The 24543-nt window shown below is 60.6% G+C and carries 21 protein-coding genes; 12 read left to right on the top strand and 9 right to left on the bottom strand.

Translation table 11 applies throughout. The annotated features are described in order from the left end of the window. Positions 1–130: 130 nt before the first annotated feature. From phaZ to argS, 7 genes are all read right to left on the bottom strand, one after another. Complete coding sequence (gene phaZ, locus ACIPIZ_RS17665) at positions 131–985, bottom strand: poly(3-hydroxyalkanoate) depolymerase (protein WP_016984597.1); 855 nt, start codon at positions 983–985, stop codon at positions 131–133. 137 nt (positions 986–1122) lie between these two features. Further along, positions 1123–2802 carry a class II poly(R)-hydroxyalkanoic acid synthase gene (phaC, locus tag ACIPIZ_RS17660; RefSeq protein ID WP_064388880.1) on the bottom strand — a complete coding sequence of 560 codons (1680 nt, stop codon included), beginning with the start codon at positions 2800–2802 and terminating at the stop codon, positions 1123–1125. A 258-nt stretch (positions 2803–3060) separates the two neighbouring features. Further along, positions 3061–3435 carry a gamma-butyrobetaine hydroxylase-like domain-containing protein gene (locus tag ACIPIZ_RS17655; RefSeq protein ID WP_161806647.1) on the bottom strand — a complete coding sequence of 125 codons (375 nt, stop codon included), beginning with the start codon at positions 3433–3435 and terminating at the stop codon, positions 3061–3063. A gap of 140 nt (positions 3436–3575) precedes the next feature. Beyond that, complete coding sequence (hslU, locus tag ACIPIZ_RS17650) at positions 3576–4913, bottom strand: ATP-dependent protease ATPase subunit HslU (protein ID WP_401166361.1); 1338 nt, start codon at positions 4911–4913, stop codon at positions 3576–3578. Between the two features lie 54 nt (positions 4914–4967). Then, on the bottom strand, positions 4968–5498 hold the full coding sequence (hslV, locus tag ACIPIZ_RS17645) for an ATP-dependent protease subunit HslV (RefSeq protein ID WP_016984593.1): 531 nt from the start codon (positions 5496–5498) through the stop codon (positions 4968–4970). A gap of 233 nt (positions 5499–5731) precedes the next feature. Beyond that, the gene (locus tag ACIPIZ_RS17640) at positions 5732–6448 is read right to left on the bottom strand and encodes an SPOR domain-containing protein (RefSeq protein WP_007909385.1); all 717 of its coding nucleotides are present in this window, start codon (positions 6446–6448) and stop codon (positions 5732–5734) included. Between the two features lies 1 nt (position 6449). Then, complete coding sequence (argS, locus tag ACIPIZ_RS17635) at positions 6450–8186, bottom strand: arginine--tRNA ligase (RefSeq protein WP_122661115.1); 1737 nt, start codon at positions 8184–8186, stop codon at positions 6450–6452. On the opposite strand from argS, the gene ACIPIZ_RS17630 reads away from it, so the two are divergent. Next, the gene (locus tag ACIPIZ_RS17630; RefSeq protein ID WP_256579857.1) at positions 8185–8307 is read left to right on the top strand and encodes a hypothetical protein; all 123 of its coding nucleotides are present in this window, start codon (positions 8185–8187) and stop codon (positions 8305–8307) included. The genes argS and ACIPIZ_RS17630 overlap by 2 nt on opposite strands. A 93-nt stretch (positions 8308–8400) precedes the next feature. Here ACIPIZ_RS17630 and ACIPIZ_RS17625 read toward each other — a convergent pair whose 3' ends face one another. Continuing rightward, entirely contained in the window at positions 8401–10620 is a 2220-nt protein-coding gene (locus tag ACIPIZ_RS17625; RefSeq protein WP_064388875.1) for a primosomal protein N', read from the bottom strand. A gap of 282 nt (positions 10621–10902) precedes the next feature. On the opposite strand from ACIPIZ_RS17625, the gene rpmE reads away from it, so the two are divergent. The 3 genes from rpmE (at position 10903) to ACIPIZ_RS17610 (ending at position 13394) form a co-directional block, all read left to right on the top strand. Next, positions 10903–11118 (top strand): 50S ribosomal protein L31, encoded by a 216-nt coding sequence (gene rpmE, locus ACIPIZ_RS17620; protein ID WP_054595223.1) that lies wholly within the window; start codon positions 10903–10905, stop codon positions 11116–11118. 41 nt (positions 11119–11159) lie between these two features. Further along, positions 11160–11942 (top strand): thermonuclease family protein, encoded by a 783-nt coding sequence (locus ACIPIZ_RS17615; RefSeq protein ID WP_401166358.1) that lies wholly within the window; start codon positions 11160–11162, stop codon positions 11940–11942. A gap of 183 nt (positions 11943–12125) precedes the next feature. Continuing rightward, positions 12126–13394: a malic enzyme-like NAD(P)-binding protein gene (locus tag ACIPIZ_RS17610; protein ID WP_401166355.1), complete on the top strand. Its 1269-nt coding sequence runs from the start codon at positions 12126–12128 to the stop codon at positions 13392–13394. A 321-nt stretch (positions 13395–13715) separates the two neighbouring features. Here the strand turns inward: ACIPIZ_RS17610 and ACIPIZ_RS17605 are convergent, their stop codons facing one another. Next, positions 13716–16160 (bottom strand): penicillin-binding protein 1A, encoded by a 2445-nt coding sequence (locus ACIPIZ_RS17605; RefSeq protein WP_401166437.1) that lies wholly within the window; start codon positions 16158–16160, stop codon positions 13716–13718. A gap of 219 nt (positions 16161–16379) precedes the next feature. Here ACIPIZ_RS17605 and ACIPIZ_RS17600 point away from each other — a divergent pair, with 219 nt between their 5' ends. The 8 genes from ACIPIZ_RS17600 to ACIPIZ_RS17565 form a co-directional block, all read left to right on the top strand. Then, entirely contained in the window at positions 16380–17444 is a 1065-nt protein-coding gene (locus ACIPIZ_RS17600) for a pilus assembly protein PilM (protein ID WP_401166352.1), read from the top strand. After that, positions 17444–18010 (top strand): PilN domain-containing protein, encoded by a 567-nt coding sequence (locus ACIPIZ_RS17595; protein WP_401166346.1) that lies wholly within the window; start codon positions 17444–17446, stop codon positions 18008–18010. The genes ACIPIZ_RS17600 and ACIPIZ_RS17595 overlap by 1 nt, the downstream gene beginning before the upstream one ends. After that, on the top strand, positions 18007–18630 hold the full coding sequence (gene pilO, locus ACIPIZ_RS17590) for a type 4a pilus biogenesis protein PilO (protein ID WP_064388869.1): 624 nt from the start codon (positions 18007–18009) through the stop codon (positions 18628–18630). The genes ACIPIZ_RS17595 and pilO overlap by 4 nt, the downstream gene beginning before the upstream one ends. Then, on the top strand, positions 18627–19154 hold the full coding sequence (locus ACIPIZ_RS17585) for a pilus assembly protein PilP (RefSeq protein WP_401166343.1): 528 nt from the start codon (positions 18627–18629) through the stop codon (positions 19152–19154). Before pilO ends, ACIPIZ_RS17585 begins: the two co-directional genes overlap by 4 nt. Positions 19155–19167: 13 nt before the next feature. Continuing rightward, positions 19168–21240, top strand: coding sequence for a type IV pilus secretin PilQ (gene pilQ / locus ACIPIZ_RS17580; RefSeq protein ID WP_401166341.1), 2073 nt, complete (start codon positions 19168–19170; stop codon positions 21238–21240). A 4-nt stretch (positions 21241–21244) separates the two neighbouring features. Further along, on the top strand, positions 21245–21763 hold the full coding sequence (gene aroK, locus ACIPIZ_RS17575; protein ID WP_011332081.1) for a shikimate kinase AroK: 519 nt from the start codon (positions 21245–21247) through the stop codon (positions 21761–21763). 152 nt (positions 21764–21915) lie between these two features. After that, on the top strand, positions 21916–23016 hold the full coding sequence (aroB, locus tag ACIPIZ_RS17570) for a 3-dehydroquinate synthase (protein ID WP_253480760.1): 1101 nt from the start codon (positions 21916–21918) through the stop codon (positions 23014–23016). A gap of 10 nt (positions 23017–23026) precedes the next feature. Then, positions 23027–24543 (top strand): AAA family ATPase (locus ACIPIZ_RS17565; RefSeq protein WP_401166337.1); only part of this gene is annotated, 1517 nt, incomplete at its 3' end.

The raw sequence follows: 24543 nt of genomic DNA, 5'->3' as shown, positions 1-24543 counted from the left end.
CTCCTTCGTCTTCAGGCCAAAAACACACTCACCGAACCAGAACACCATAGACGCTGTTGCGGGTTGCTGCCTGCGCGGCGTCCTGCCGCGCACTCTTTGCCAAAGGCCTGCATAAAGCCTGCCGCCGGGGTTAACCGCCGAGCGGTGTCGGATGCGGGTGCATCACCGCGCGCTGACGTTCCTCCTGGAGGAATTTCATGATGATCGGCGCCACCGCTTCGGCGCGGGTAATCAGGAACAGATGACCGTCGTCGATGATGTGCAGTTGCGCGTTGGGAATGCGCCAGGCGAGCATGCGCATGTTGATCAACGGGATCAGTGGATCGTCGTCGCCGGCGAGTACCAGCGTCGGCTGATGGATCTTGTGCAGCCAGTGAATGCTGGTCCAGCCGAGGCCAGCAAAGAGTTGCCAGTAGTAACCGAGCTTGCCTGCCGAACGCACTTTTGCGGCGTGACTGGCGGCCAGGGTCGGATCGCGGCGGAACGAGCCCCCATAGATCAGCGGCGCGATGCGGATCACGTGGGACGGCTGAATGTAGCGTCGCGGACTGGCCATCATCCACAGCACTTTCGGCTTGCCCGGCACCATTACCGCACCGGCAGCTGTCGCCGCCAGCACCAGTTTCTTGCAGCGCTCGGGGTAGTCGTAGGCGAACTGCTGCGCGAGTGCGCCACCCCACGACACACCGATGACGTTGACCTGACCGTAGTCGAGGTAATCGAGCATGCGCGAGGTCAGCTTGGCCAGACCGGGAAAGCGGTATGGACGGTTCGGCGTCGAGGAGCCGCCGACACCGGGCACGTCGAACGCGATCACTTCCAGATCCGGGTCCAGCGCCGCGACAAACGGAAACACCAGCTCCAGGTTGGCGCCGATGCCGTTGAAAATCAGCAAGGGCGTCAAGTGAGGCTTGCCGGGGCGCACCGCCGTGCGGATGGTTTGACCATCCAGATCGACGGTACGGAATATGAACGGTTGCGGCATGCGTCAGGCCCTGTGGATTTCAAGTACACGCCCCCTGTAGGAGCTGCCGAAGGCTGCGATCTTTTGATTCTGTTTTTAGAATCAAGATCAACAGATCGCAGCCTTCGGCAGCTCCTACAGGGGAGGGGTGGTGTCAGTTACCGCTCGTGAACGTAAGTACCCGGCGAAGCTTCACCCGCCGGATACGCCTTGTTGCCCAATTTCACCGGGGCCTTTTTCAGGTCGCCCGAGCGCTCGGCCAGCCAGGCCTGCCAGTACAGCCACCAGGAATCGGTGTGCTTGGTCGAGTTTTCTTGCCAGTCATCGGCGTTGGCCGCCATTTCTTCGCTGGTCATGTAACGGGATTTCGGGTTGCCCGGCGGGTTCAGAATGCTCTGGATATGCCCGCTGCTGGACAGCACGAATTCGACCTTGCCGCCAAACAGCTGCGCCGACTTGTAGCAGGACTTCCACGGGGTAATGTGGTCGTTGGTGCCGGCCAGCGAGAAGATGTCGGCCGTGACCTGCTTGAGGTCGATCGGCGTGCCGCACACTTCCAGTGCATTGGGTCGAATCAATGGGTTGTTTTTGAACATCTCGATCAGGTCGCCATGGAACGCGGCGGGCAACCGTGTGGTGTCGTTGTTCCAGAACAGGATGTCGAACACCGGCGGCTCGTTGCCGAGCAGGTAGTTGTTGACCCAGTAGTTCCAGATCAGGTCGTTGGGGCGCATCCAGGCGAAGACCTTGGCCATGTCTTTGCCTTCGAGCACGCCGGCCTGGTACGAGTGACGCTTGGCGGTCTCCAGGGTCTGCTCGTCGACGAACAGGGCGACATCGCTGTCCAGTGTGGTGTCGAGCACGCTGACCAGCAGGGTGAGGGCATTGACCTTCTTCTCGCCGATCGCCGCGTAGTGGCCGAGCAGGGCGGTGCAGGTGATGCCGCCGGAGCAGGCGCCAAGCATGTTGACGTCTTTGCTGCCAGTGATCGCGGTGACCACGTCGACGGCCTCTTTCAGTGCGTCGATGTAGGTCGACAGTCCCCACTCGCGCTGCGCCTTGGTCGGGTTGCGCCAACTGATGATGAACGTCGGCACATTATTGCGCAGGCAGAAGCGCGCCAGACTCTTGTCCGGGCTCAAATCGAATACGTAGAACTTGTTGATCTGCGGCGGTACCACCAGCAACGGGCGCTCATGGACTTGCTCGGTGATCGGCTTGTACTGGATCAGCTCCAGCACGTCGTTGCGAAACACCACCGCACCGTCGGTGACGCCGAGGCTCTTGCCGACTTCGAACGCGCCCATGTTGACCTGGCTCGGCATGCCGCCGTTGTGCACCAGATCCTTGGCCAAATGGGAGAGGCCATCGAGCAGGCTCTTGCCGCCGGTTTCGAAGAAGCGTTTCACCGCTGCGGGGTTGGCCGCCGAGTTGGTCGGGGCCATGGCTTCGGTCATCAGGTTGATGACGAAGTGGCCACGCGCGATGTCCTTGGGGGAGAGACTGCTGTCGTCAATCCAGGCATGGAGTTCCTTGCGCCACGCCAGATAGGTTTGCAGATAACGTTTGTACAGCGGGTTCTGGCTCCACGCCGGATCAGCGAAGCGACGGTCATCGCCAGCCGGTTGCAGTTCGGATTTGCCAAACAGCACGTTCTTCAGTTCGAGGCCGAAATGGGTGACGTGCTTGACGCTATGGATCGGTTGTCTGATGGCCTGTTTCAGCACCATACGAGCAGAGGCCAGCAGATCCTTTCCGCGTAGCCCAACGACGGGATTAAGCCCCAGGGTGTTTTCCGAGGCTTGGTACTTCAGGTCATCGTTATTCTTGTTACTCATCTACGACGCTCCATTGTCCTGAGACGAGTACCCGGTTTTCTGCTGTGCAGTTCCACAGCCAATGCCAGGTACTACTGCTCGGGTGACCGTTAATTCTGCATAGCTGCTTTACAGTCGTAGAGCACTGCAGGGAACTTGCCAGCTCCATTGGTTACCCGAGTTTAATTTTTTTCGCAAGCGGGCCGATCCTCGGCCACACAGCGGAGCATTCAAACAGATGAATTTAGAAAATGCCCTCTAATGAGCGCAAGGTACGGGCTAGAGCATCAGCTTGACGACTGACTCGTTCGGATCACGGGTCTTGCCTGCCGCTTTGAGCTCGGCCAGATAATCGGCCCAGAGTGCGTCATGACGTCGCCCCAGCTCGTAGAGATAATCCCAGGTGAACAAGCCGCTGTCGTGACCGTCGTCGAAGGTCAGTTTCAGTGCGTAGTGACCGGCTGGTTCCAGTTTGCTCAGACCGACGTTGATCTTGCCGAATTGCAGGATCGGTTTGCCGTGGCCCTGGACCTCGGCGGAGGGGGAATGCACGCGCAGGAATTCGGCGGGCAGGGTGTATTCCTCGCCGGACGCGTAAGTCAGCGTCAGGGTTTTCGAGGCTTTGTGCAGTTTGATGTCGGTGGGGATCATGATCAGGTATCCGTCTAGTGCGGAACCTTGTGGGAGCGAGCCTGCTCGCGAAAGCGGTGGTTCAGTCAACACAAGGGTTGAATGTACTGCCGTCTTCGCGAGCAGGCTCGCTCCCACAGTTCCATTACATCTGTAAGAGTTGCTTACAGGATATAACGGGACAGGTCTTCGTTCTGCGCCAATTCGCCGAGGTGGCTGTTGACGTATTCGGCGTCGATCAGAATCGGCTTCTCATCGTGGGTGCTGGCCAGATCACCGGCACTGAACGACACCTCTTCGAGCAGACGCTCAAGCAGCGTGTGCAGGCGACGGGCACCGATGTTCTCGGTTTTCTCGTTGACCTGCCAGGCGATCTCCGCCAGACGCTTGATGCCTTCCGGCTGGAACTGGATGTTCAGGCCTTCGGTTTTCAGCAGCGCGCAATATTGCTCGGTCAGCGAGGCATGCGGTTCGCTGAGGATGCGCTCGAAGTCCGACGGGCTCAGGGCCTTGAGTTCGACGCGGATCGGCAGGCGACCTTGCAGCTCAGGCACCAGGTCGCTCGGCTTGCTCAGGTGGAACGCACCGGAGGCGATGAACAGGATGTGGTCGGTCTTGACCATGCCCAGCTTGGTGTTGACGGTGCAGCCTTCGATCAGCGGCAGCAGGTCGCGCTGCACACCTTCACGGGAGACATCGGCGCCGCCGACGTTGCCACGCTTGGCGACTTTGTCGATCTCGTCGATGAACACGATGCCGTGCTGTTCAACCGCTTCCAGCGCCTTGGCTTTCAGCTCTTCTTCGTTGACCAGACGCCCGGCTTCTTCATCGCGCACCAGCTTCAACGCTTCTTTGACCTTGAGCTTGCGCGCCTTCTTCTTGCCCTTGCCCATGTTGGCAAACAGCGACTGCAACTGGTTGGTCATCTCTTCCATGCCGGGCGGCGTGGCGATTTCGATGCCGGCCACTTCGGCGACTTCGATCTCGATTTCCTTGTCATCCAGCTGACCTTCGCGCAGGCGCTTGCGGAACAGCTGACGGGTGTTGGAATCGGAGCTCGGCGCTTCTTCATTGCTGAAGCCCATGCGGGCCGGCGGCAGCAGCGCGTCGAGGATGCGATCCTCGGCAGCGTCTTCGGCGCGGTGACGCACGCGGGTCATTTCCTGCTCGCGGAGCATCTTGATCGCGGCGTCGGCGAGATCACGGATGATCGATTCGACGTCACGGCCAACGTAGCCGACTTCGGTGAACTTGGTCGCTTCGACCTTGATGAACGGCGCGTTGGCCAGTTTCGCCAGACGACGGGCGATCTCGGTTTTACCGACACCGGTCGGGCCGATCATCAGAATGTTCTTCGTGGTCACTTCAACGCGCAGCTCTTCAGGCAGCTGCATGCGGCGCCAGCGGTTGCGCAGGGCAATCGCGACGGCGCGCTTGGCATCGTCCTGGCCGATGATGTGACGGTTGAGTTCGTGGACGATTTCGCGGGGAGTCATGGACATAATAATTGACGGTCCTCAAGCAAGAACAAGCCGTGGCACAGGGCCGCGTCAGGCTTATTCAGCGAGATCCTGCTCCTCAATGGTCTGAGTGTGGTTGGTGAATACACAGATATCGCCGGCGATACCGAGGGCGGTTTCGACGATTTCGCGAGCCGACAGGTCGGTCTTTTTCAGCAGGGCGCTGGCCGCAGCCTGCGCGTAACCGCCGCCGGAACCCATGGCGATCAGGCCGTCTTCGGGTTCGACCACGTCACCGTTGCCGGTAATGATCAGGGAAGCGTCTTTGTTGGCGACCGCGAGCATCGCTTCGAGGCGGCTCAGGGAGCGATCGGTGCGCCATTCTTTGGCGAGTTCGACAGCGGCGCGCACCAGGTGGCCCTGATGTTTTTCAAGCTGGCCTTCGAAACGCTCGAAGAGGGTAAAGGCGTCAGCGGTGGCACCGGCAAAACCGGCGATGACCTGACCGTGGTACAGGCGACGAACTTTTTTCGCGTTGCCTTTCATCACGGTATTGCCGAGAGAAACCTGGCCGTCGCCGCCCATGACGACTTTGCCGTGACGGCGGACTGAAACGATGGTGGTCAAGGGAAGAGTCTCCACACAGCGGGGCGAAAGTGCCTTATGCCCATTCATATGGGGGTGCTGGAGAGGATTTCAACCGCGGAGAGTGCGCAGGGACGAACGGCGGGTGGTTGATTGATCGTTCCCACGCTCTGCGTGGGAATGCAGCCCGGGACGCTCCGCGTCCCTTAACCGCTGGGACGCAGAGCGTCCCTTGATGCGTTCCCACGCAGAGCGTGGGAACGATCGCTCGCGGGTCAGCGGCTTTGGCGTTGTTGTAACAACAGGTTGCTGAAGCCGGCACCGGCCAGTTGTTTCTGTGCGGTGGTCAGTTGTTCACGGTTGCTGAACGGGCCGACCAGTACGCGATACCAGGTTTCATCCTTCACCGTGCCCGACTCAACCGCCACCGCCTGACCGAGCAGAATGATCTGCGCGCGGACCTTGTCTGCATCGGTTTCTTTGCGGAACGAACCGGCCTGCAAGAAGAACTTGGTTACTGGCGCCGCTTTGCTCACCGGTGGCGCTGGCGGCGGGGTAATCCCGGCCAGTGCGGCCTGTGCGCGCGCGGTGTCGATCTTCGCCGCTTCCGCCGGTGTCACTGGCGTGGTCGGAATGGCCGGCACTTGTGGCGTCGGCAAAGTCTTCTCCGGCACCGCGTCCGGCGGCACGATCACTTCCGATTCCGGCAGCAGGGTGTAGAAGTCGTACTTCGGCTTCACCGGTTGCGTCGGGCTCGGCGGGGTCTTGTTGGCCTCGGCGATCTTCGACGCTTTCTGCTGTTGTGCCTGTTCGACCTTCTCACGCTTGACCGTGTCGCTGCCCTTGCCCGGCTCGAGCTTCATCAGGAACACGATGAACGCGCCGACCGTGAGGCCGATGGCCATCCACAGCCAGCCCGGAATCGGTTGCTTCGCAGGAGCTTGGTAACGGCTGGCGCCACGCTTGGGTGCAGGTTTTTTCTTGGCAGCCAACTTACATACGCTCCAGAGTTTCCAGACCCAACAGCTCCAGGCCTTGCTTGAGGGTGCGACCGGTCAGCGCGGCCAGGCGCAGACGGCTCTGCATCTGGGCCGGGGTTTCGGCAGCGAGGATCGGGCAGTTCTCGTAGAAGCTGGAGAACAGACCGGCAACGTCGTACAGATAAGTGCAGAGAATGTGCGGCGTGCCTTTGTCGGACACGTTGTTCAGCACTTCGCCGAACTGCGCCAGTTTCGCCGCCAGCTCTTGCTCATGTGCGGCTTCCAGCACGATCTGGCCATCGACTTCGCTGAAGTCCTTGCCCAGTTTGCGGAATACACCGGCCACACGGGTGTAGGCATACAGCAGGTACGGCGCGGTGTTGCCTTCGAAATTCAGCATCAGGTCGAAGTTGAAGCTGTAGTCGCTGGTGCGGTGCTTCGACAGGTCGGCATATTTCACCGCGCCGATGCCGACGACTTTGGCGATGTTGCGCAGCTCGTCTTCGGCCAGCGTCGGGTTCTTTTCTTTCACCAGGTTATAGGCACGTTCCTGCGCTTCGTTCAGCAGATCGATCAGCTTCACGGTGCCGCCGTCACGGGTCTTGAACGGACGGCCATCGGCGCCGTTCATGGTGCCGAAGCCCATGTGTTCCATCTCCATCGGATGGGTGACGAAGCCGGCCTTGCGCGCCACGGCGAACACTTGCTGGAAGTGCAGGGCCTGACGCTGGTCGACGAAGTACAGCGCGCGATCGGCTTTCAACTTGCCGCTGCGGTAGCGCACGGCAGCGAGGTCAGTGGTGGCATAGAGGTAGCCGCCGTCAGCCTTGACGATGATCACCGGCAGCGGGTCGCCGTCGGCGTTCTTGAACTCGTCGAGGAACACGCACTGGGCGCCGTTGCTCTCGACCAGCATGCCGGCCGCTTTCAGGTCGTTGACCACGTTGATCAGGTCGTCGTTGTAGGCGCTTTCGCCCATCACGTCGGCCATGGTCAGTTTGACGTTGAGCAGTTCGTAGATCTTCTGGCAGTGCGACAGCGAGATGTCCTTGAACTTGGTCCACAGCGCCAGGCACTCGGCGTCACCGGCCTGCAGCTTGACCACCAGGCCACGGGCGCGGTCGGCAAATTCTGCGGATTCGTCAAAGCGCTGCTTGGCGGCGCGGTAGAAATTTTCCAGGTCGGACAGCTCGTCGCTGGTGATCGGGTTTTCCTGCAGATAGGCCATCAGCATGCCGAACTGAGTACCCCAGTCGCCGACGTGGTTCTGACGGATCACTTCGTCGCCGAGGAATTCGAGGACGCGGGCCACGCCGTCGCCGATGATGGTCGAGCGCAAGTGGCCGACGTGCATCTCTTTGGCCAGGTTCGGTGCCGACAGGTCGACCACGGTGCGTTGTGCAGGACCTGCCTTGCGCACGCCAACATGGGCATCAGCCAATGCAGCGTCGAGACGCGAGGCCAAAGCCTGAGTGTTCTGGAAGAAGTTGATGAAGCCCGGGCCGGCGATTTCGGCCTTGGTGACGTTTTCGTCAGCCGGCAGCGCGGCGATGATTTTTTCCGCCAGATCACGCGGCTTCATGCCGGCAGGCTTGGCCAGCATCATCGCGATGTTGCTGGCGAAGTCGCCGTGGGTCTTGTCACGGGCGTTCTCCACCTGGATCGCCGGCGTCAGGCCTTCAGGCAACACACCTTCGTTGACGAGTTGGGTGAGGGCTTGTTGGATCAGCTGGCGAATGGTGTCTTTCATGGTCTTCTCTTTCGACCGCAAGCGCGGCGGGCGCATCGATGCGCGGGTGGAAAAACTGGGCATTATCCGTTGCGAAGACGGGCTTGCCAACCTTAGCAGGCAGCTTATGGATATGTGGTGACATTCAGATCAAAAGATCGCAGCCTTCGGCAGCTCCTACACGGGGATACGCATTTTCCTGTAGGAGCCGCCGAAGGCTGCGATCTTTTGATCTTCAATACAAATCGACGGGATCGACATCCAGCGACCAGCGCACCGCGCGCCCACTCGGCATCTGCTCCAGCACCAGCAACCAACTCGCCAGCAACCGATGCAGCGGCGCACGTGCCGTCGCCTGCAACAAAAGTTGCGCGCGATAACGGCCAGCACGGCGCTCCATCGGCGCAGGCACTGGCCCGAGCAATTCGATCCCGCCCAGATTCTGCTCAGCCAGCAAGCGCTCGGCTTCGCTACACGCCTCATCGAGAAAGCCTTCCGCTTGCCCCGGTTTGTGCGCTTCGGCACGCAACAACGCCAGATGCGCAAAGGGTGGCAGCCCGGCGGCCCGGCGTTCGCTCAAAGCCTGCTCGGCAAAGGCGAAATAGCCTTGTTCGGTGAGCTGCACCAATAAAGGATGGTCGGCGAGGTGCGTCTGAATGATGACCTTGCCCGGCTCCTCAGCACGCCCGGCGCGCCCGGCCACCTGCACGATCAACTGCGCCATGCGCTCGCTGGCGCGGAAGTCGCCGGAGAACAAACCGCCGTCAGCATCGAGGATCGACACCAGAGTCACCCGTGGAAAGTGGTGACCCTTGGCCAGCATCTGCGTGCCGACCAGAATGCACGGCTGGCCTTTCTGAATCGTCGCGAACAGCTGATTCATCGCGTCTTTACGCGAAGTGCTGTCGCGGTCAACGCGCAGCACCGGATAGTCCGGGAACAGAATCGCCAAGCGTTCTTCGGCGCGCTCGGTGCCGGCGCCCACGGGCCGCAAGTCGACCTTGTTGCACTTCGGGCACTGGCGCGGCGTGCGCTCGACGTAACCGCAGTGGTGGCAGCGCAGCTCGCCGTAACGCTGGTGCACGGTCATCCGCGCATCGCAGCGCGAGCACTCGGACATCCAGCCGCAGTCGTGGCAGAGCAACGTTGGCGCGAAGCCGCGACGGTTGAGGAATACCAACACCTGCTGGCCGTTGGCGAGGGTCTGGCCGATGGCTTGTTGCATCGGCCCGGAAATCCCACTGTCCAGCGGACGACTTTTGACATCCAGGCGCAGGAACCGCGGTTGTTTGGCGCCGCCCGCTCGCTCATTCAGGCGTAGTAGGCCATAACGACCGGTGTAGGCGTTGTGCAGACTTTCCAGCGACGGGGTGGCTGAACCCAATACGATCGGAATGTTTTCCTGGCGGGCACGTACCAGCGCCAGATCGCGAGCGTGATAGCGCAAGCCTTCCTGCTGTTTGTAAGAACCGTCGTGCTCTTCATCGATGATGATCAGCCCGGGATTTTTCATCGGCGTGAACAGTGCCGAGCGGGTGCCGATAATAATGTCGGCCTCGCCATCGCGGGCGGCGAGCCAGGCGTCGAGGCGCTCGCGGTCATTGACTGCCGAGTGCAGCAGGGCGATCCGCGCGTTGAAGCGCTGCTCGAAGCGCGCCAGGGTCTGCGGGCCGAGGTTGATCTCCGGGATCAGCACCAGCGCCTGTTTACCCGCTGCGAGGGTTTCGCGGATCAACTGCAAATAAACTTCGGTCTTGCCGCTGCCAGTAACCCCGGCCAGCAGGAACGCGTGATAACTGTCGAAGCCGGCGCGGATCGCTTCATACGCGGCACGTTGTTCGCCATTGAGCGGCAGCTCCGGTTGCGCCAGCCAGTGTTCGTGGCGCACGCCCGGCGCGTGGCGGCGGATTTCCACTTGCACCAGACCTTTGGCCAGCAGCAGATCGAGACTGTCTTTGCTCAACATCAGTTTGCTCAGCAACTGATGGGCGACGCCGTGCGGGTGCTGGGCCAGGGTCGCCAATGCCTCGCGCTGGCGCGGTGCGCGGGCGATGCGCGGATCTTCGAGGCTGGCGCCAGGGGTGATTGACCAGAAACGTTCTTGCCGGGCCTCGGCCAGTTCGCCTTGGCGCAACAGCACCGGCAACGCCCAGCTCAGGGTGTCGCCGAGGCTGTGCTGGTAATACTGCGACGTCCACAGGCAAAGCTTGAACAGCGCGGGCGGCAGCGGCGGCGTGTCATCAAGCAGGGCCAGCGCCGGTTTCAGTTTCTCCACCGGCACTTCGCTGGTGTCCGTGACTTCGACCAGAATCCCGATCATCTCGCGCCGGCCGAACGGCACCCGCAGGCGCATGCCCGGCTGCAATTGCTCGCGCAGCACGCCAGCCGGCGCTCGATAGTCGAACAGGCGGCGCAGGGGCGAAGGCAAAGCGAGGCGCAGAATGGCGTCGGGCACGCGGGGGATCTCGATCAACACAAGGGCTAGGCACATAACCCTGTAGGAGTGAGCCTGCTCGCGATAGCGGGGTATCAGACGACATAAATGTTGAATGACACACCGCGATCGCGAGCAGGCTCACTCCTACAAGGGAATCGCGTATTGGGCCGGGAGCCTAGCAGACGGTCGGTCTCGGTGACAGCTTGCGTGATTGAAAAGGTCTGGTAGAATCCGCGGCCTAATTACGTGCGGTATTCAACAATAGTGTTGGATGGCGGCACGCAGCCTGAGGAAGACACCATGAAAGCCGATATCCATCCAACATACGAAATCACCGCAGTTACCTGCAGCTGTGGCAACAAGTTCGAAACCCGTTCGAACCTGGCCAAGCCTCTGGCGATCGACGTATGCAACGAATGCCACCCGTTCTACACCGGTAAGCAGAAGACTCTGGACACCGGCGGCCGTGTGCAGAAGTTCGCAGACCGTTTCGGTGCTTTCGGCAAAAAAGCCTAAGGCTCCTCATTCTGGAAAACCTCTACGGCTTTTCCGGTCTGATGAAAAAGGCGTCCCTTGTGGGCGCCTTTTTTGTGTCCGCGATCTGGCTGTCCGGCGCGCAGGCCTTCTGCCCAGCGCCCGCTGGATTGACCAGCGTCACGGTGCAGCGCGTGATCGATGGCGATACCTTGCGCTTGGGCGACGGCCGCAGTGTGCGCATGATCGGCCTCAATACGCCTGAACTGGGCAAGCAGGGCCGCAGCGACGAACCGTTTGCAGTGGCGGCGCGCCAACGTTTGCAAGCCTTGGTCGAAGCCAGCGGCGGACGTGTCGGTTTGCGCCCAGGCAAGCAAGCCCAAGACCATTACGGGCGTACGCTCGCCCATATTTACAGTGCCAGCGGCGCCAATCTTGAGGCGCAAATGCTCGCCGATGGCCTGGGTTTTCAGGTCGCGGTGGCACCGAATGTCGATCTGGTCGCCTGTCAGCAAGCCGCCGAACGCAGCGCCCGGCAGGCAGGCCGAGGCCTCTGGCGGCAATCACCTGTAGTGAAATCGGGGCAGATCCAGCGCTCGGGCTTCGCCGTGGTCAGTGGGCGTGTGAGCAAGGTTCAGCGCAATCGCGGTGGAATCTGGATCGAGTTGCATGACTCGCTTGTATTGCGCGTTGCACCCAATCTGGTCGGACAATTCGACAATGCCCGCTGGCCGGCGCTGAAGGGCAAGCAAATCGAGGCGCGCGGCTGGATCGTCGATCGCTCGCGGCGCGGTGGGCTTCAATCCGGTCAGTCGCGTTGGTTGCTTCCGCTGACGGATCCTTCAATGTTGCAAACGCCGCGCTGAAGAAAAATTGTAGACATTTTTTCTGTCGATTGTGAACAGTCCAGCCCTTGTGCGCCGTGGCTCTTGGCCCAAAGTCGTAGGGCAGGGCGCTTGACAGGGGTGACCGCTCAGTCTTGTGGGGACTTTGCGAGGCGCGTATCCTCGCTGACCAGTCTGTGCAACAGTAAAAAGCTGAATGCCAAAATGTCTGTTCTGAAAACTGCCGCTCTCGAATATCATGCCAATCCTCGTCCAGGGAAGCTGAGTGTCGAGCTCACCAAGGCCACTGCTACCGCTCGCGACTTGTCGCTGGCCTACAGCCCCGGCGTAGCTGAACCAGTGCGTGAGATCGCTCGCGATCCTGAACTGGCCTACAAATACACCGGCAAGGGCAACCTGGTTGCAGTCATTTCCGATGGCACCGCGATTCTCGGTCTGGGTAACCTCGGCCCATTGGCGTCCAAGCCAGTGATGGAAGGTAAAGGCGTACTGTTCAAGCGCTTCGCCGGCATCGACGTGTTCGACATCGAAGTCGACTCCGAAAGCCCGCAAGCCTTCATCGACACCGTAAAACGCATCTCCATCACCTTCGGTGGTATCAACCTGGAAGACATCAAGGCGCCAGAGTGCTTTGAGATCGAACGTGCTCTTATCGAGCAATGCGACATTCCGGTATTCCACGATGACCAGCACGGCACCGCCATCGTGACCGCTGCCGGCATGATCAACGCCCTGGAAATCGCTGGTAAAACCCTGCCAGACGCCAAGATCGTCTGCCTGGGCGCCGGCGCTGCCGCCATCTCCTGCATGAAATTGCTGGTGAGCATGGGCGCACGCATCGAAAACATCTTCATGGTTGACCGTACCGGCGTGATCCACTCCGGCCGTGACGACCTGAACCAGTACAAAGCAGTATTTGCCCACGCTACCGAGAAGCGCAGCCTGGCTGACGCACTGGCAGGCGCTGACGTGTTCGTCGGTCTGTCCGGTCCGAACCTGCTGAGCGCTGAAGGCCTGCTGTCGATGGCGGCCAACCCGATCGTGTTCGCTTGCTCGAACCCGGATCCGGAAATCTCCCCGGAGCTGGCGCACGCTACCCGTAGCGACGTGATCATGGCCACCGGCCGTTCGGACTACCCGAACCAGGTCAACAACGTGTTGGGCTTCCCGTTCATCTTCCGTGGTGCCCTGGACGTTCGCGCCAAGCGCATCAACGAAGAAATGAAAGTGGCTGCAGCCAACGCCCTGCGTGAATTGGCCAAGCTGCCTGTTCCTCAGGACGTGTGCGATGCCTACGGTGGCGCGCCGCTGGAATTCGGCCGTGAGTACATCATTCCGAAGCCAATGGACAAGCGTCTGATCACCCTGATCTCCGACGCTGTGGCCAAAGCCGCGATCGAGACCGGTGTAGCGACCCTGCCGTATCCGAAGAACTACCCGCTGAAAAGCGTGGATGACGTGTTCAACGGCTAAGCCGTTGTAGCGCTTCAACCGAAAGCCCCGGCTCGTGAGAGTCGGGGCTTTTTATTGCCTGAAGATCAAGAGCCCCCTCACCCTAACCCTCTCCCTGAGGGAGAGGGGATTGACCGTGGAAGATTCGCGAGATACACCGACCTGAAAGTGCGTTAGCGCCTATGGATTCAACACAGCACGTTCAGGTCGGCATCACTCACCAGCATCCCCCAATCAGTCCCCTCTCCCTCCGGGAGAGGGCTAGGGTGAGGGGCTCTTGATCTTCAGGCAATAAAAAGCCCCGCACTTCTCTCGAAGGCGGGGCTTTTCAATGCCGCTGGATCAGAACAGATCGATCGGCGCCTGCTCATCCGCCGGCAGCGGGCTGCCCGGCACGGCGCCGTTACCCAGCTCATTCACCGACGGCGGCGTATCCTCAGCCTTGAACAGCTCAAAGTACGCACCCGGAGTGCTCGGCGTCGCCGCACGACCACTGACCGGATCCACGCGCAGGCTCAGCAAACCTTCCGGCTCAGGCTGCACGTGCGGCGGCTTGTCCTTCAACGCTGCCGACATGTAGTTCATCCAGATCGGCAGTGCCACCGTGCCGCCGAACTCACGGCGACCGAGGCTTTCCGGCTGGTCGAAACCGGTCCACACCGTGGTCACGTAATCGGCGTTGTAACCGGAGAACCACGCGTCTTTCGATTCGTTGGTCGTGCCGGTCTTGCCAGCGATGTCGCTGCGGCCCATGGCCAATGCGCGACGACCGGTGCCAAGCTTGATCACGTCCTGCAGCATGCTGTTGAGGATGTAGGTAGTGCGGCCATCGACGATCCGCTCAGCCACCGCCGGCGCTTGCGCTACGGCAGCATTGCCCGGCGCTTCACCCGGAACCGGCGCGGCATTGACCGTGAACGATTGAGTCTCCGGCGCTGCAATACCGTCCGTCGCCGAACCGCCCTGAGGCACGGTCGGCGGGTTGGCGACGAACAGCGTGTCACCGTTACGGCTTTCGATCTTGTCGATGATGTACGGGGTGATCTTGTAACCGCCGTTGGCGAACGTACTCCAACCGGTCGCAATCTCCATCGGCGTCAGCGTTGCGGTGCCGAGCGCCAGCGACAGGTTTGGCGGCAGGTCCTGCTTGTTGAAGCCGAAGCGGGTGATGTAGTCGATGGTCTTGCCCACGCCCATCGCCTGCAGCAGGCGGATCGATACCAGGTTGCGCGACTTGTACAGCGCCTCACGCAGACGGATAGGGCCGAGGAAGGTGTTGGTGTCGTTCTTCGGACGCCAGACCTTGTCCAGGTACTCGTCGACGAACACGATCGGCGCGTCGTTGACCAGCGTGGCGGCGGTGTAGCCGCTGTCCAGCGCAGCGCTGTAGACGAACGGCTTGAAGCTCGAGCCCGGCTGACGCTTGGCCTGCATGGCGCGGTTGTAGTTGCTCTGCTCGAAGGCAAAACCGCCGACCAGCGAGCGGATCGCACCATTCTGCGGGTCCAGCGACACCAGCGCGCCTTGTGCCTGCGGAATCTGGCTGAACTTCAGCGAGTTGTCTTTCTGGCGCTGCACACGAACCAGGTCGCCGACCTGCGCAACATCCGACGGCTGACGCGGGTTGGCGCCCATGCTGTTGGTGTTGAGGAACGGCCGCGCCCATTTCATGGTGTCCCAGGCGACGTGCTCTTCGCCGGTGCGGGTCAGCACTTGCAGGCCATTCTTGTCGATCTGAGTGACGATGGCCGGCTCGAGGCTGCTGATGGTGCGTTGCTTGGTCAGCTCGCTGGCCCAGGCTTCACGGGTCTTGCCCGGCAGACGCGACTCAGGCCCACGGTAGCCGTGACGCTGGTCGTAGGTCATCAAGCCTTCGTGCAGCGCGGTGTTGGCCATTTCCTGCAGATTGCTCGGCACCGTGGTGGTGACGCGGAAACCTTCGGTGTAAGCCTCGCTGCCATAGCGACCGACCATTTCGGCACGGGCCATTTCGGCGATGTACGGTGCGTTCACTTCCGGCGTCGGTACGTGATAGCTGGCGTTCAGTGGTTCGTTGATCGCGGCGGTGTAATCCGCTTCGGTGATCTTGCCGAGCTTGTACATGCGCCCGAGGATCCAGTCGCGACGTTCTTTACTGCGCGCCGGGTTGGCCAGCGGGTTGAAGCGCGACGGTGCTTTCGGCAGGCCGGCGATCATCGCCATCTGCGCCAGGCTGATGTCACGGATCGACTTGCCGTAATACACCTGCGCCGCCGCCTCGATGCCGTAGGCGCGGTTGCCCAGATAGATCTTGTTCACATACAGCTCAAGGATTTCATCCTTGGTCAGCTGCCGTTCGATCTGCAGGGCCAGGAGAATTTCGGTGGTTTTGCGCGAGAAGCTGCGTTCGCTGGTCAGGAAGAAGTTCTTCGCCACCTGCATGGTGATGGTGCTGCCGCCGGACTGGATGTGTCCGCTTTTGACCAATTGGGTCGCGGCACGCATCAGGCTGCTCGGATCAACGCCATAGTGGTTGGCGAAATTGTCGTCTTCAGCACTTAGTAACGCATTAATGAAATTGGGTGGAATGTCGGCGAAACGGATCGGTGTACGGCGCATTTCGCCAAATTCTGCGATCAACTTGTTGTCGCTGGAATAGACCCGCAGGGGAATCTGCAACTGAATGCTTCTCAGCGCCTCCACAGACGGCAAACCCGGACTAAGGTAAAGAAACGCGCCGCTGAGACCTAAAAGCAGTCCGCAGAAAACGGCGACGATGGACCAACCGAAAAATTTCAGCAGACGAATCAAGGCGTTTGAACATCCAGGGCAAAGAATGAATTTGGCGACGGGGTTCCGGCTACACACAGAACAGTCCGCGCTGGCAGTAAAAAGCGGAAAAAAACGCTGGGCATTATAAGCACTTTTCCGTCGGAGGCGTCATTTGCGCTTCTGTCAAGACGGGAGGAAGGAACGCAATGCGTATTACAGAGTCCGTAACTCACGGAAAGTCATAGGGAATTGGTAGTGCTGGGACTCTTCAATAAAAAGACCAATACGTTACTGGGGATCGACATCAGCTCAACCTCGGTGAAGCTGCTGGAGCTGAGCCGTCAGGGCGATCGCTACCGGGTCGAGGCGTACGCGGTGGAGCCATTGCCCGCGAACGCCGTGGTCGAGAAAAACATCGCCGAGCTCGAAGGCGTTGGCCAAGCCCTCAGTCGGGTGCTGGTCAAGGCACGCACCGGGCTGAAAAGCGTGGCGGTGGCGGTGGCCGGTTCTGCGGTGATCACCAAGATCATCGAAATGGACGCCGGACTGTCCGATGACGAGCTGGAAAACCAGCTCAAGATCGAAGCCGACCAATACATTCCCTATCCGCTGGACGAAGTCGCCATCGATTTCGAAGTCCAGGGCGTGTCGCCGCGCAACCCCGAGCGTGTCAGCGTTTTGCTGGCCGCCTGTCGCAAGGAAAACGTCGAAGTCCGTGAAGCGGCCCTGGCCTTGGCCGGCCTGACTGCGCGGGTGGTGGATGTGGAGGCTTATGCGCTGGAGCGCTCGTTCGGCCTGCTCGCGAAGCAGTTGGCGGCCTCGCAGGAGCGCTTGACCGTGGCAGTGGTCGACATCGGCGCCACCATGACCACCCTTAGCGTCCTGCACAACGGCAAGATCATCTACACCCGCGAGCAATTGTTTGGCGGTCGCCAGCTCACCGAGGAAATCCAGCGTCGCTATGGCCTGACCGTCGAGCAGGCCGGACTGGCGAAAAAACAGGGTGGCCTGCCTGACGATTACGTCAGTGAGGTCTTGCAGCCGTTTCGTGAGGCGCTGGTGCAGCAGGTATCACGTTCACTGCAGTTCTTCTTCGCTTCCGGCCAGTACAACGCGGTCGACCACATTCTGCTGGCCGGCGGCACGGCGTCGGTGCCGGGGCTCGACCGCTTGATCGAGCAGCGCCTGGACACGCCAACCCAAGTGGCCAATCCGTTTTCCGACATGGCCTTGAGCAGCAAGGTCAACGCCGGGGCACTGGCCAGTGATGCACCAGCCCTGATGATTGCCTGCGGGCTCGCGCTCAGGAGTTTCGACTGATGGCGCGGATCAATCTTTTACCCTGGCGCGAAGAGCGTCGCGAGGAGCGGCGCAAACGCTTCCTGCTGGCGCTGATCGGCGTAGTCGTAGGGTCGGTGGGTGCGGTATTTATTGCCGATCAGATCATCAGCGCGGCCATTGATCGGCAAATGGCGCGCAACGAATACATTGGCAAGCAGATCGCCGTGGTCGATGAGCGGATCAAGCAGATCAGCGATCTCAAGGCGCGACGCCAGCAATTGGTCGAGCGCATGCGCATCATCCAGGACTTGCAGGGTAACCGGCAGATCAGCGGGCGGATCTTCGATCAACTGGCGCGCTCGCTGCCTGATGGCGTGTATTTCACCCAGGTGAAAATGCTCGGCAGAACCCTTTCCATCAGTGGCGCAGCGGAGTCGAACAATCGCGTTTCCGAGCTGATGCGCAATCTGGATGCTTCTGACTGGTTCGATGCGCCGAGCCTGAATGAGGTGAAAGCGATCACAGCCGATCAGGTGGAGCAATCCAGCACATTTCATCTGACCGTTCGTCAGACGCAGCCGAAAAGCCTGGAGGACGATCAATGAAACCGTCCGAATGGCTTGAAAGCCTGCGCAACATCGATTTCAACGATCTCGACTCCAGCAACATCGGTTCCTGGCCCGCCGTCGTGAAGGCCATCGCCGGGGCGTTGTTGATGGTGCTGGTATTGGGTCTCGGCTATAACTTTTTCATCAGTGACATGGAAAACCAGCTCGAAACCAAACGGGAAGAAGAGGCCGCGCTCAAGGAACAGTTCGCCAGCAAAGCGCGTCTGTCGGCCAATCTCGAGCTGTACACCCAGCAGATGAAGGAGATGGAAAACTCCTTCGGCGTGTTGTTGCGGCAGTTGCCCAGCGACACCGAGGTGCCGGGGCTGCTGGAGGACATCACCCGCACCGGTCTGGGTAGCGGCCTGGAGTTTGAAGAAATCAAACTGTTGCCGGAGGTCACTCAGCAGTTTTACATCGAGCTGCCGATCCAGATCACCGTTACCGGTGCCTATCACGACCTGGCGACTTTCGTCAGTGGCGTCGCAGGGCTGCCGCGCATCGTCACCCTGCATGACTTCGAGCTGGCGCCGGCCAACCCCGAGGGCGGGTCGAAGCTGCGCATGAGCATCCTCGCCAAGACCTACCGCTATAACGACAAGGGGCTGCAAAAATGACCCCGATTCGTTATTTCGCCCTGTCGGTGGCCTTGCTGGCGCTGAGCGGTTGTGGAGGCAGTAGCGATTTCAGTGACCTCGACGCCTACCTGAATGAAGTACGCCTGCGTCCGGCCGGCAAGATTGAACCAACCCCGACATTCCGGTCTTACCCCACATTCACCTACAGCGCTGCCAATCTGCGCAGTCCGTTCTCGCGGCAGGTGCGCGCCGACCTGGCCGGGCGACAGCACGGCTCGCGCAACGTCAAACCCGACCCCAGCCGGGTCAAGCAATACCTCGAAGGTTTCAATATCGAGCAGTTCGAGATGGTCGGCACGATCTCCAATGTTTCCGGCTCCTTTGCGCTGTTGCGCGGGGCGGGCGGGGTGCATCGGCTGAAAGTCGGCGATTACCTGGGGCGCAACGATGGCCGCATCGTCGCCATCAGCGCCACCCAGGTCGATGTCGTCGAAATCGTTCCTGACGGCGAAGGCGCCTGGCTGGAGCGCCCGCGCTCCATTCCTTTGAAAGAGCACTCATAGTGGAAGTCGAACAATGAACAGGATTTTCTCAACCTTCGGTTTTTCGCTATGGATAGCGCTGATGTCGCCGATGGTACTTGCGGCCAACCTGAAAACGCTGGACGTGGCGGCGTTGCCGGGTGATCGCGTCGAGCTGAAACTATCGTTCGACGGCGCACCGCCCCAGCCCAAGGGCTACACCACCGAATCACCGGCGCGGATCGCTCTCGACTTGCCGGGTGTGTCCAGTCAGTTGGCCAGCAAGAACCTCGATCTGGGCAGCGGCAATGCGCGCACTGCCACGGTAGTCGAGGCCAGGGACAGGACGCGGCTGATCGTCAGCCTCACCCAGCTGGCGCCTTACAACACGCGAGTCGAGGGCAATAATCTGTTCGTGACGGTCGGGCAGGGTGCGCCAGTTGCCGCGCCACGACCTGCTGCCATTGCGCCACGCCCTGTGGCGGCACCGGCCAAGGCATTTGTGCCGAAAAGCCGGGCCATTCGCGGCGTGGATTTTCAGCGTGGTACGACAGGTGAGGGTAACGTGGTCATCGATCTGTCCGACCCGACCATCGCCCCGGATATCCAGGAACATGACGGCAAGATCATTCTCGGCTTTGCCCGTACGCAGTTGCCAGAAAAGTTGCGAGTGCGCCTCGACGTCAAGGATTTCGCCACACCGGTGCAGTTCGTCAATGCCGCCGTGACCGGTGATCGCACGGTTATTACTGTCGAGTCCAGCGGCACCTACGAATACTCAACCTTCCAGACCGACAACAAGCTGACCGTCAGCATCCGTCCGATGACGGTCGACGACCTGCAAAAGCGCAATGCCGACCGCAACAGCTATGTCGGCGAAAAGCTCTCGCTGAATTTCCAGGACATCGATGTTCGTTCGGTGCTGCAACTGATCGCCGACTTCACCAACCTCAATCTTGTCGCCAGCGATACGGTGCAGGGCGGCATTACCCTGCGTCTGCAGAACGTACCTTGGGATCAGGCGCTGGACCTGGTGCTGAAAACCAAGGGGCTGGATAAGCGCAAGGTCGGCAATGTACTGCTGGTCGCACCGGCCGATGAGATCGCCGCGCGCGAACGCCAGGAACTGGAATCGCAAAAGCAGATCGCCGAACTGGCGCCGTTGCGTCGTGAGCTGCTACAGGTCAATTACGCCAAGGCGGCGGACATCGCCAAACTGTTCCAGTCGGTGACCAGTGCCGAAGCGAAAATCGACGAGCGTGGCTCGATTACTGTCGATGAGCGGACCAACAACATCATTGCCTACCAGACCCAGGATCGCCTCGACGAACTGCGGCGCATCGTGGCGCAACTGGATATTCCGGTGCGCCAGGTGATGATCGAGGCACGCATCGTCGAAGCCAACGTCGATTACGACAAGAGCCTGGGTGTGCGTTGGGGCGGGTCGGTGCAGAACAAGGGCAACTGGAATACCTCCGGGGTCAGCAACGGTTCTTCGACGACCATCGGCACGCCGGGCAGTACCAGTACCAACTCACCGTTCGTCGACATGGGCACCGTCAACAACACCTCGGGGATCGGCATCGCTTTCATTACCGACAACGTCTTGCTCGATCTGGAGCTGACAGCCATGGAGAAAACCGGCAACGGCGAAATCGTCTCGCAGCCAAAGGTCGTCACCTCCGACAAGGAAACCGCGAAAATCCTCAAGGGCACCGAGATACCGTATCAGGAAGCCAGCTCCAGCGGCGCCACTTCGGTGTCGTTCAAAGAGGCTTCGTTGTCTCTGGAAGTCACGCCGCAGATCACCCCCGATAACCGCATCATCATGGAGGTCAAGGTCACCAAGGACGAACCGGATTACCTGAACAAAGTGCAGGATGTGCCGCCGATCAAGAAAAACGAGGTCAATGCCAAAGTCTTGGTGAACGACGGCGAAACCATCGTGATTGGCGGTGTTTTCTCAAATACTCAAAGCAAGGTTGTAGATAAGGTGCCATTTCTTGGCGATGTGCCGTATCTTGGCCGCCTTTTCCGGCGTGATGTGGTTTCGGAGAAAAAATCCGAGCTGCTGGTGTTTCTCACTCCGCGTATCATGAACAATCAGGCGATTGCTGTGAGTCATTGATTCTGTGCGAAATTTGATTCTTGTAGGACCGATGGGCGCTGGAAAAAGCACCATCGGCCGGCTGCTGGCCAAAGAGCTGCGCCTGCCGTTCAAAGATTCCGACAAGGAAATTGAACTGCGCACGGGCGCCAACATTCCGTGGATCTTCGATAAAGAAGGTGAACCGGGCTTTCGTGACCGTGAGCAGGCGATGATCGCCGAGCTCTGCGCGTTTGACGGCGTGGTTCTGGCGACCGGCGGTGGCGCAGTCATGCGTGATGCCAACCGCAAGGCCCTGCATGAGGGCGGGCGAGTGGTGTATCTGCATGCCTCCGTCGAACAGCAGGTCGGCCGCACGTCGCGTGATCGCAACCGGCCGTTGCTGCGCACCGCCAATCCAGAAAAAACCCTGCGTGACCTGCTGGCGATCCGCGATCCGCTTTATCGGGAAATCGCCGATCTGGTGGTGGAAACCGACGAGCGGCCGCCGCGCATGGTGGTGCTCGACATTCTCGATCGTCTGGCACAGCTTCCACCCCGTTAAAGCATCGCTCGAAATGCGCTATCCTCGGCGTCCTGTCACAGCCCTGCGAGGTTGTGGCGGCTAGCGTGCGAGCGACGTCATACCCGCTACAGGCCGCAGATAACCAATAATTCAGGGCAGGACGCCTGCTTCCATCTTCACTGTGGGGACACATGCAGACACTCAAGGTCGATTTAGGCGAGCGCAGCTACCCGATTCATATTGGCGAAGGTTTGTTGGATCAGCCTGAACTGCTGGCGCCGCATATCCATGGGCGGCAGGTGGCAATCATCTCCAACGAGACCGTTGCGCCGCTCTATCTTGAACGTCTGACCCGCAGCCTGGCGCAGTTCTCGGTGATCTCCGTGGTTTTGCCGGACGGCGAAGCCTTCAAGAACTGGGAAACCCTGCAACTGATCTTCGACGGTCTGCTGACCGCCCGGCATGACCGCCGCACCACCGTGATCGCCCTTGGTGGCGGTGTGATCGGCGACATGGCCGGCTTCGCCGCGGCCTGTTACCAGCGCGGTGTCGATTTCATCCAGATTCCTACGACATTGTTGTCCCAGGTCGATTCGTCGGTGGGCGGCAAGACCGGTATCAACCATCCGCTGGGCAAGAACATGGTCGGCGCGTTCTATCAGCCGAACGTGGTGCTGATCGATACCGTGTCCCTGAAAACCCTGCCAGAACGCGAGCTGTCCGCAGGCCTGGCAGAAGTCATCAAGTACGGGCTGATCTGTGACGAGCCGTTCCTGACCTGGCTCGAAGACAACGTCGACGCCCTGCGCGCACTGGATCAAAAAGCCCTGACCTATGCCATCGAGCGCTCCTGCGCGGCCAAGGCGGCGGTGGTCGGCGCCGATGAAAAGGAAACCGGCGTGCGCGCCACGCTCAACCTCGGCCACACCTTCGGCCACGCCATCGAAACCCACATGGGCTATGGTGTCTGGCTGCATGGTGAGGCGGTCGCGGCGGGCACCGTGATGGCGCTGGAAATGTCCGCGCGTCTGGGCTGGATCAGCTTTGAAGAACGTGATCGCGGCATCCGTCTGTTCCTGCGCGCCGGCCTGCCGGTGATTCCGCCTGAGGAAATGACCGAAGCCGACTTTCTCGAACATATGGCAATTGATAAAAAAGTGATCGACGGTCGTCTGCGCCTGGTGCTGCTGCGCCGGATGGGCGAAGCGGTGGTGACCGACGATTATCCGAAAGAGGTTCTACAGGCCACGCTGGGAGCGGATTACCGCGCCCTGGCTCAGCTTAAAGGTTAATAAGATTCCGATGACTAGTTTGCATGCCGACGAGGCGTTCCTCGGCCATTTCCAGTTAAGTCACGACCCGTTCGCGCCGCGCGTGCCGGGCTTCAAATTCTTCCCGGCCCAGCGCAAACCGGTGCTGGGGCAGTTGCATCACCTGGCGCGTTACAGCCAGTTGCTGTTGGTGGTTACCGGTCCGCAAGGCAGCGGCAAGACTCTGCTGCGTCAGGCCTTGGTGGCCAGTACCAACAAGCAGTCGGTGCAGAGCGTGGTGGTTTCCGCCCGCGGCGCTGGCGATGCCGCTGGCGTGCTGCGTCAGGTCGCTCAGGCGCTGGATGTGGCTCAGGCCGACGTCGGTGCGATTCTGGCGCAAGTGGTACAACTGGCGCTGACCGGCCAGGAGGTCTATCTGCTGGTGGATGATGCCGAGCAGCTCGACGAATCCGCGCTTGAAGCACTGATGGCGCTGGGTGCCGGCGCACCGGAGGGTCGCCCGCACGTGTTCCTGTTCGGTGAGTCGTCGCTGATCGCGCAACTCGAGGCCTTGCACCTCGAGGAAGAGCGCTTCCACGTCATCGAGTTGCAGCCGTACACCGAAGAAGAGACCCGCGAGTATCTCGACCAGCGGCTTGAAGGTGCGGGCCGTGGTGTCGAACTTTTCACCGCGGATCAGATCTCTGATATTCACGAAAGCTCCGAGGGTTGGCCTGGCAACATCAACCAGGTTGCTCGCGATGCACTGATCGAAGTCATGATTGCCAGCCGCTCTGCGGTGAAGCGTCCAAGTATGGGGTTCAACATGCCGAAGAAACACGTATTGGCGATTTCCGCCGTCGTCGTGGTCGCGGTCGCCGCCGCCTGGTTGATGCCAGGTCGCAGCAAGGCGCCGACCACCGGTGCTCCGGCCAATGAACAGGCACAGCTGCCGTTGGGCCAGGGCGCTGCCAATGGCGCAAATCCATCCGTCGAATTCGCCGGTAACACGCAGCCGATGCCGTTGCCGCTGGTCGGTAACTCGCAACCGGTCATGCGTGGTCCGCTGGCTGAAGAGGCTGGTGGCATCACTGAAGGCGACGACGGCGTGCCGTTGGAAGGCTCCAGCGCTACACCGCCTACCGTAACCACTTCCGCGCCACCAGCAGGCGTTCCGGCCGGTCCTGCACCGACACCGGTGCCAGTCCCGGCGGCCAAACCCGCTCCGGCGCCAACTCAGGTTGCCACCGCCAAGCCTGCTCCGGCAGCGCCAGCGGCAAAACCTGCTCCAGCGCCAGCCAAGCCAGTTGCTGCGGCCAAACCGGCCGAGAAGCCGGTCACCGTTGCCAAGGCCGCCGGTGGCAGTTGGTACGCCGGTCAGCCGACCGGTAACTATGTGGTGCAGATCCTCGGCACCAGTTCGGAAACTGCCGCGCAAAACTTCGTCAAGGAGCAGGGCGGCGAGTACCGGTATTTCAAGAAAGTCCTCAACGGCAAGCCGCTTTACGTGATCACCTACGGCAACTTCGCCAATCGTGATGCAGCCGTTTCTGCCATCAAGGCCTTGCC

It is taken from the genome of Pseudomonas sp. NPDC087690 (assembly GCF_044743175.1).
Classification (GTDB): Bacteria; Pseudomonadota; Gammaproteobacteria; order Pseudomonadales; family Pseudomonadaceae; genus Aquipseudomonas.
This window is presented reverse-complemented; position numbering and strand designations above follow the sequence as displayed.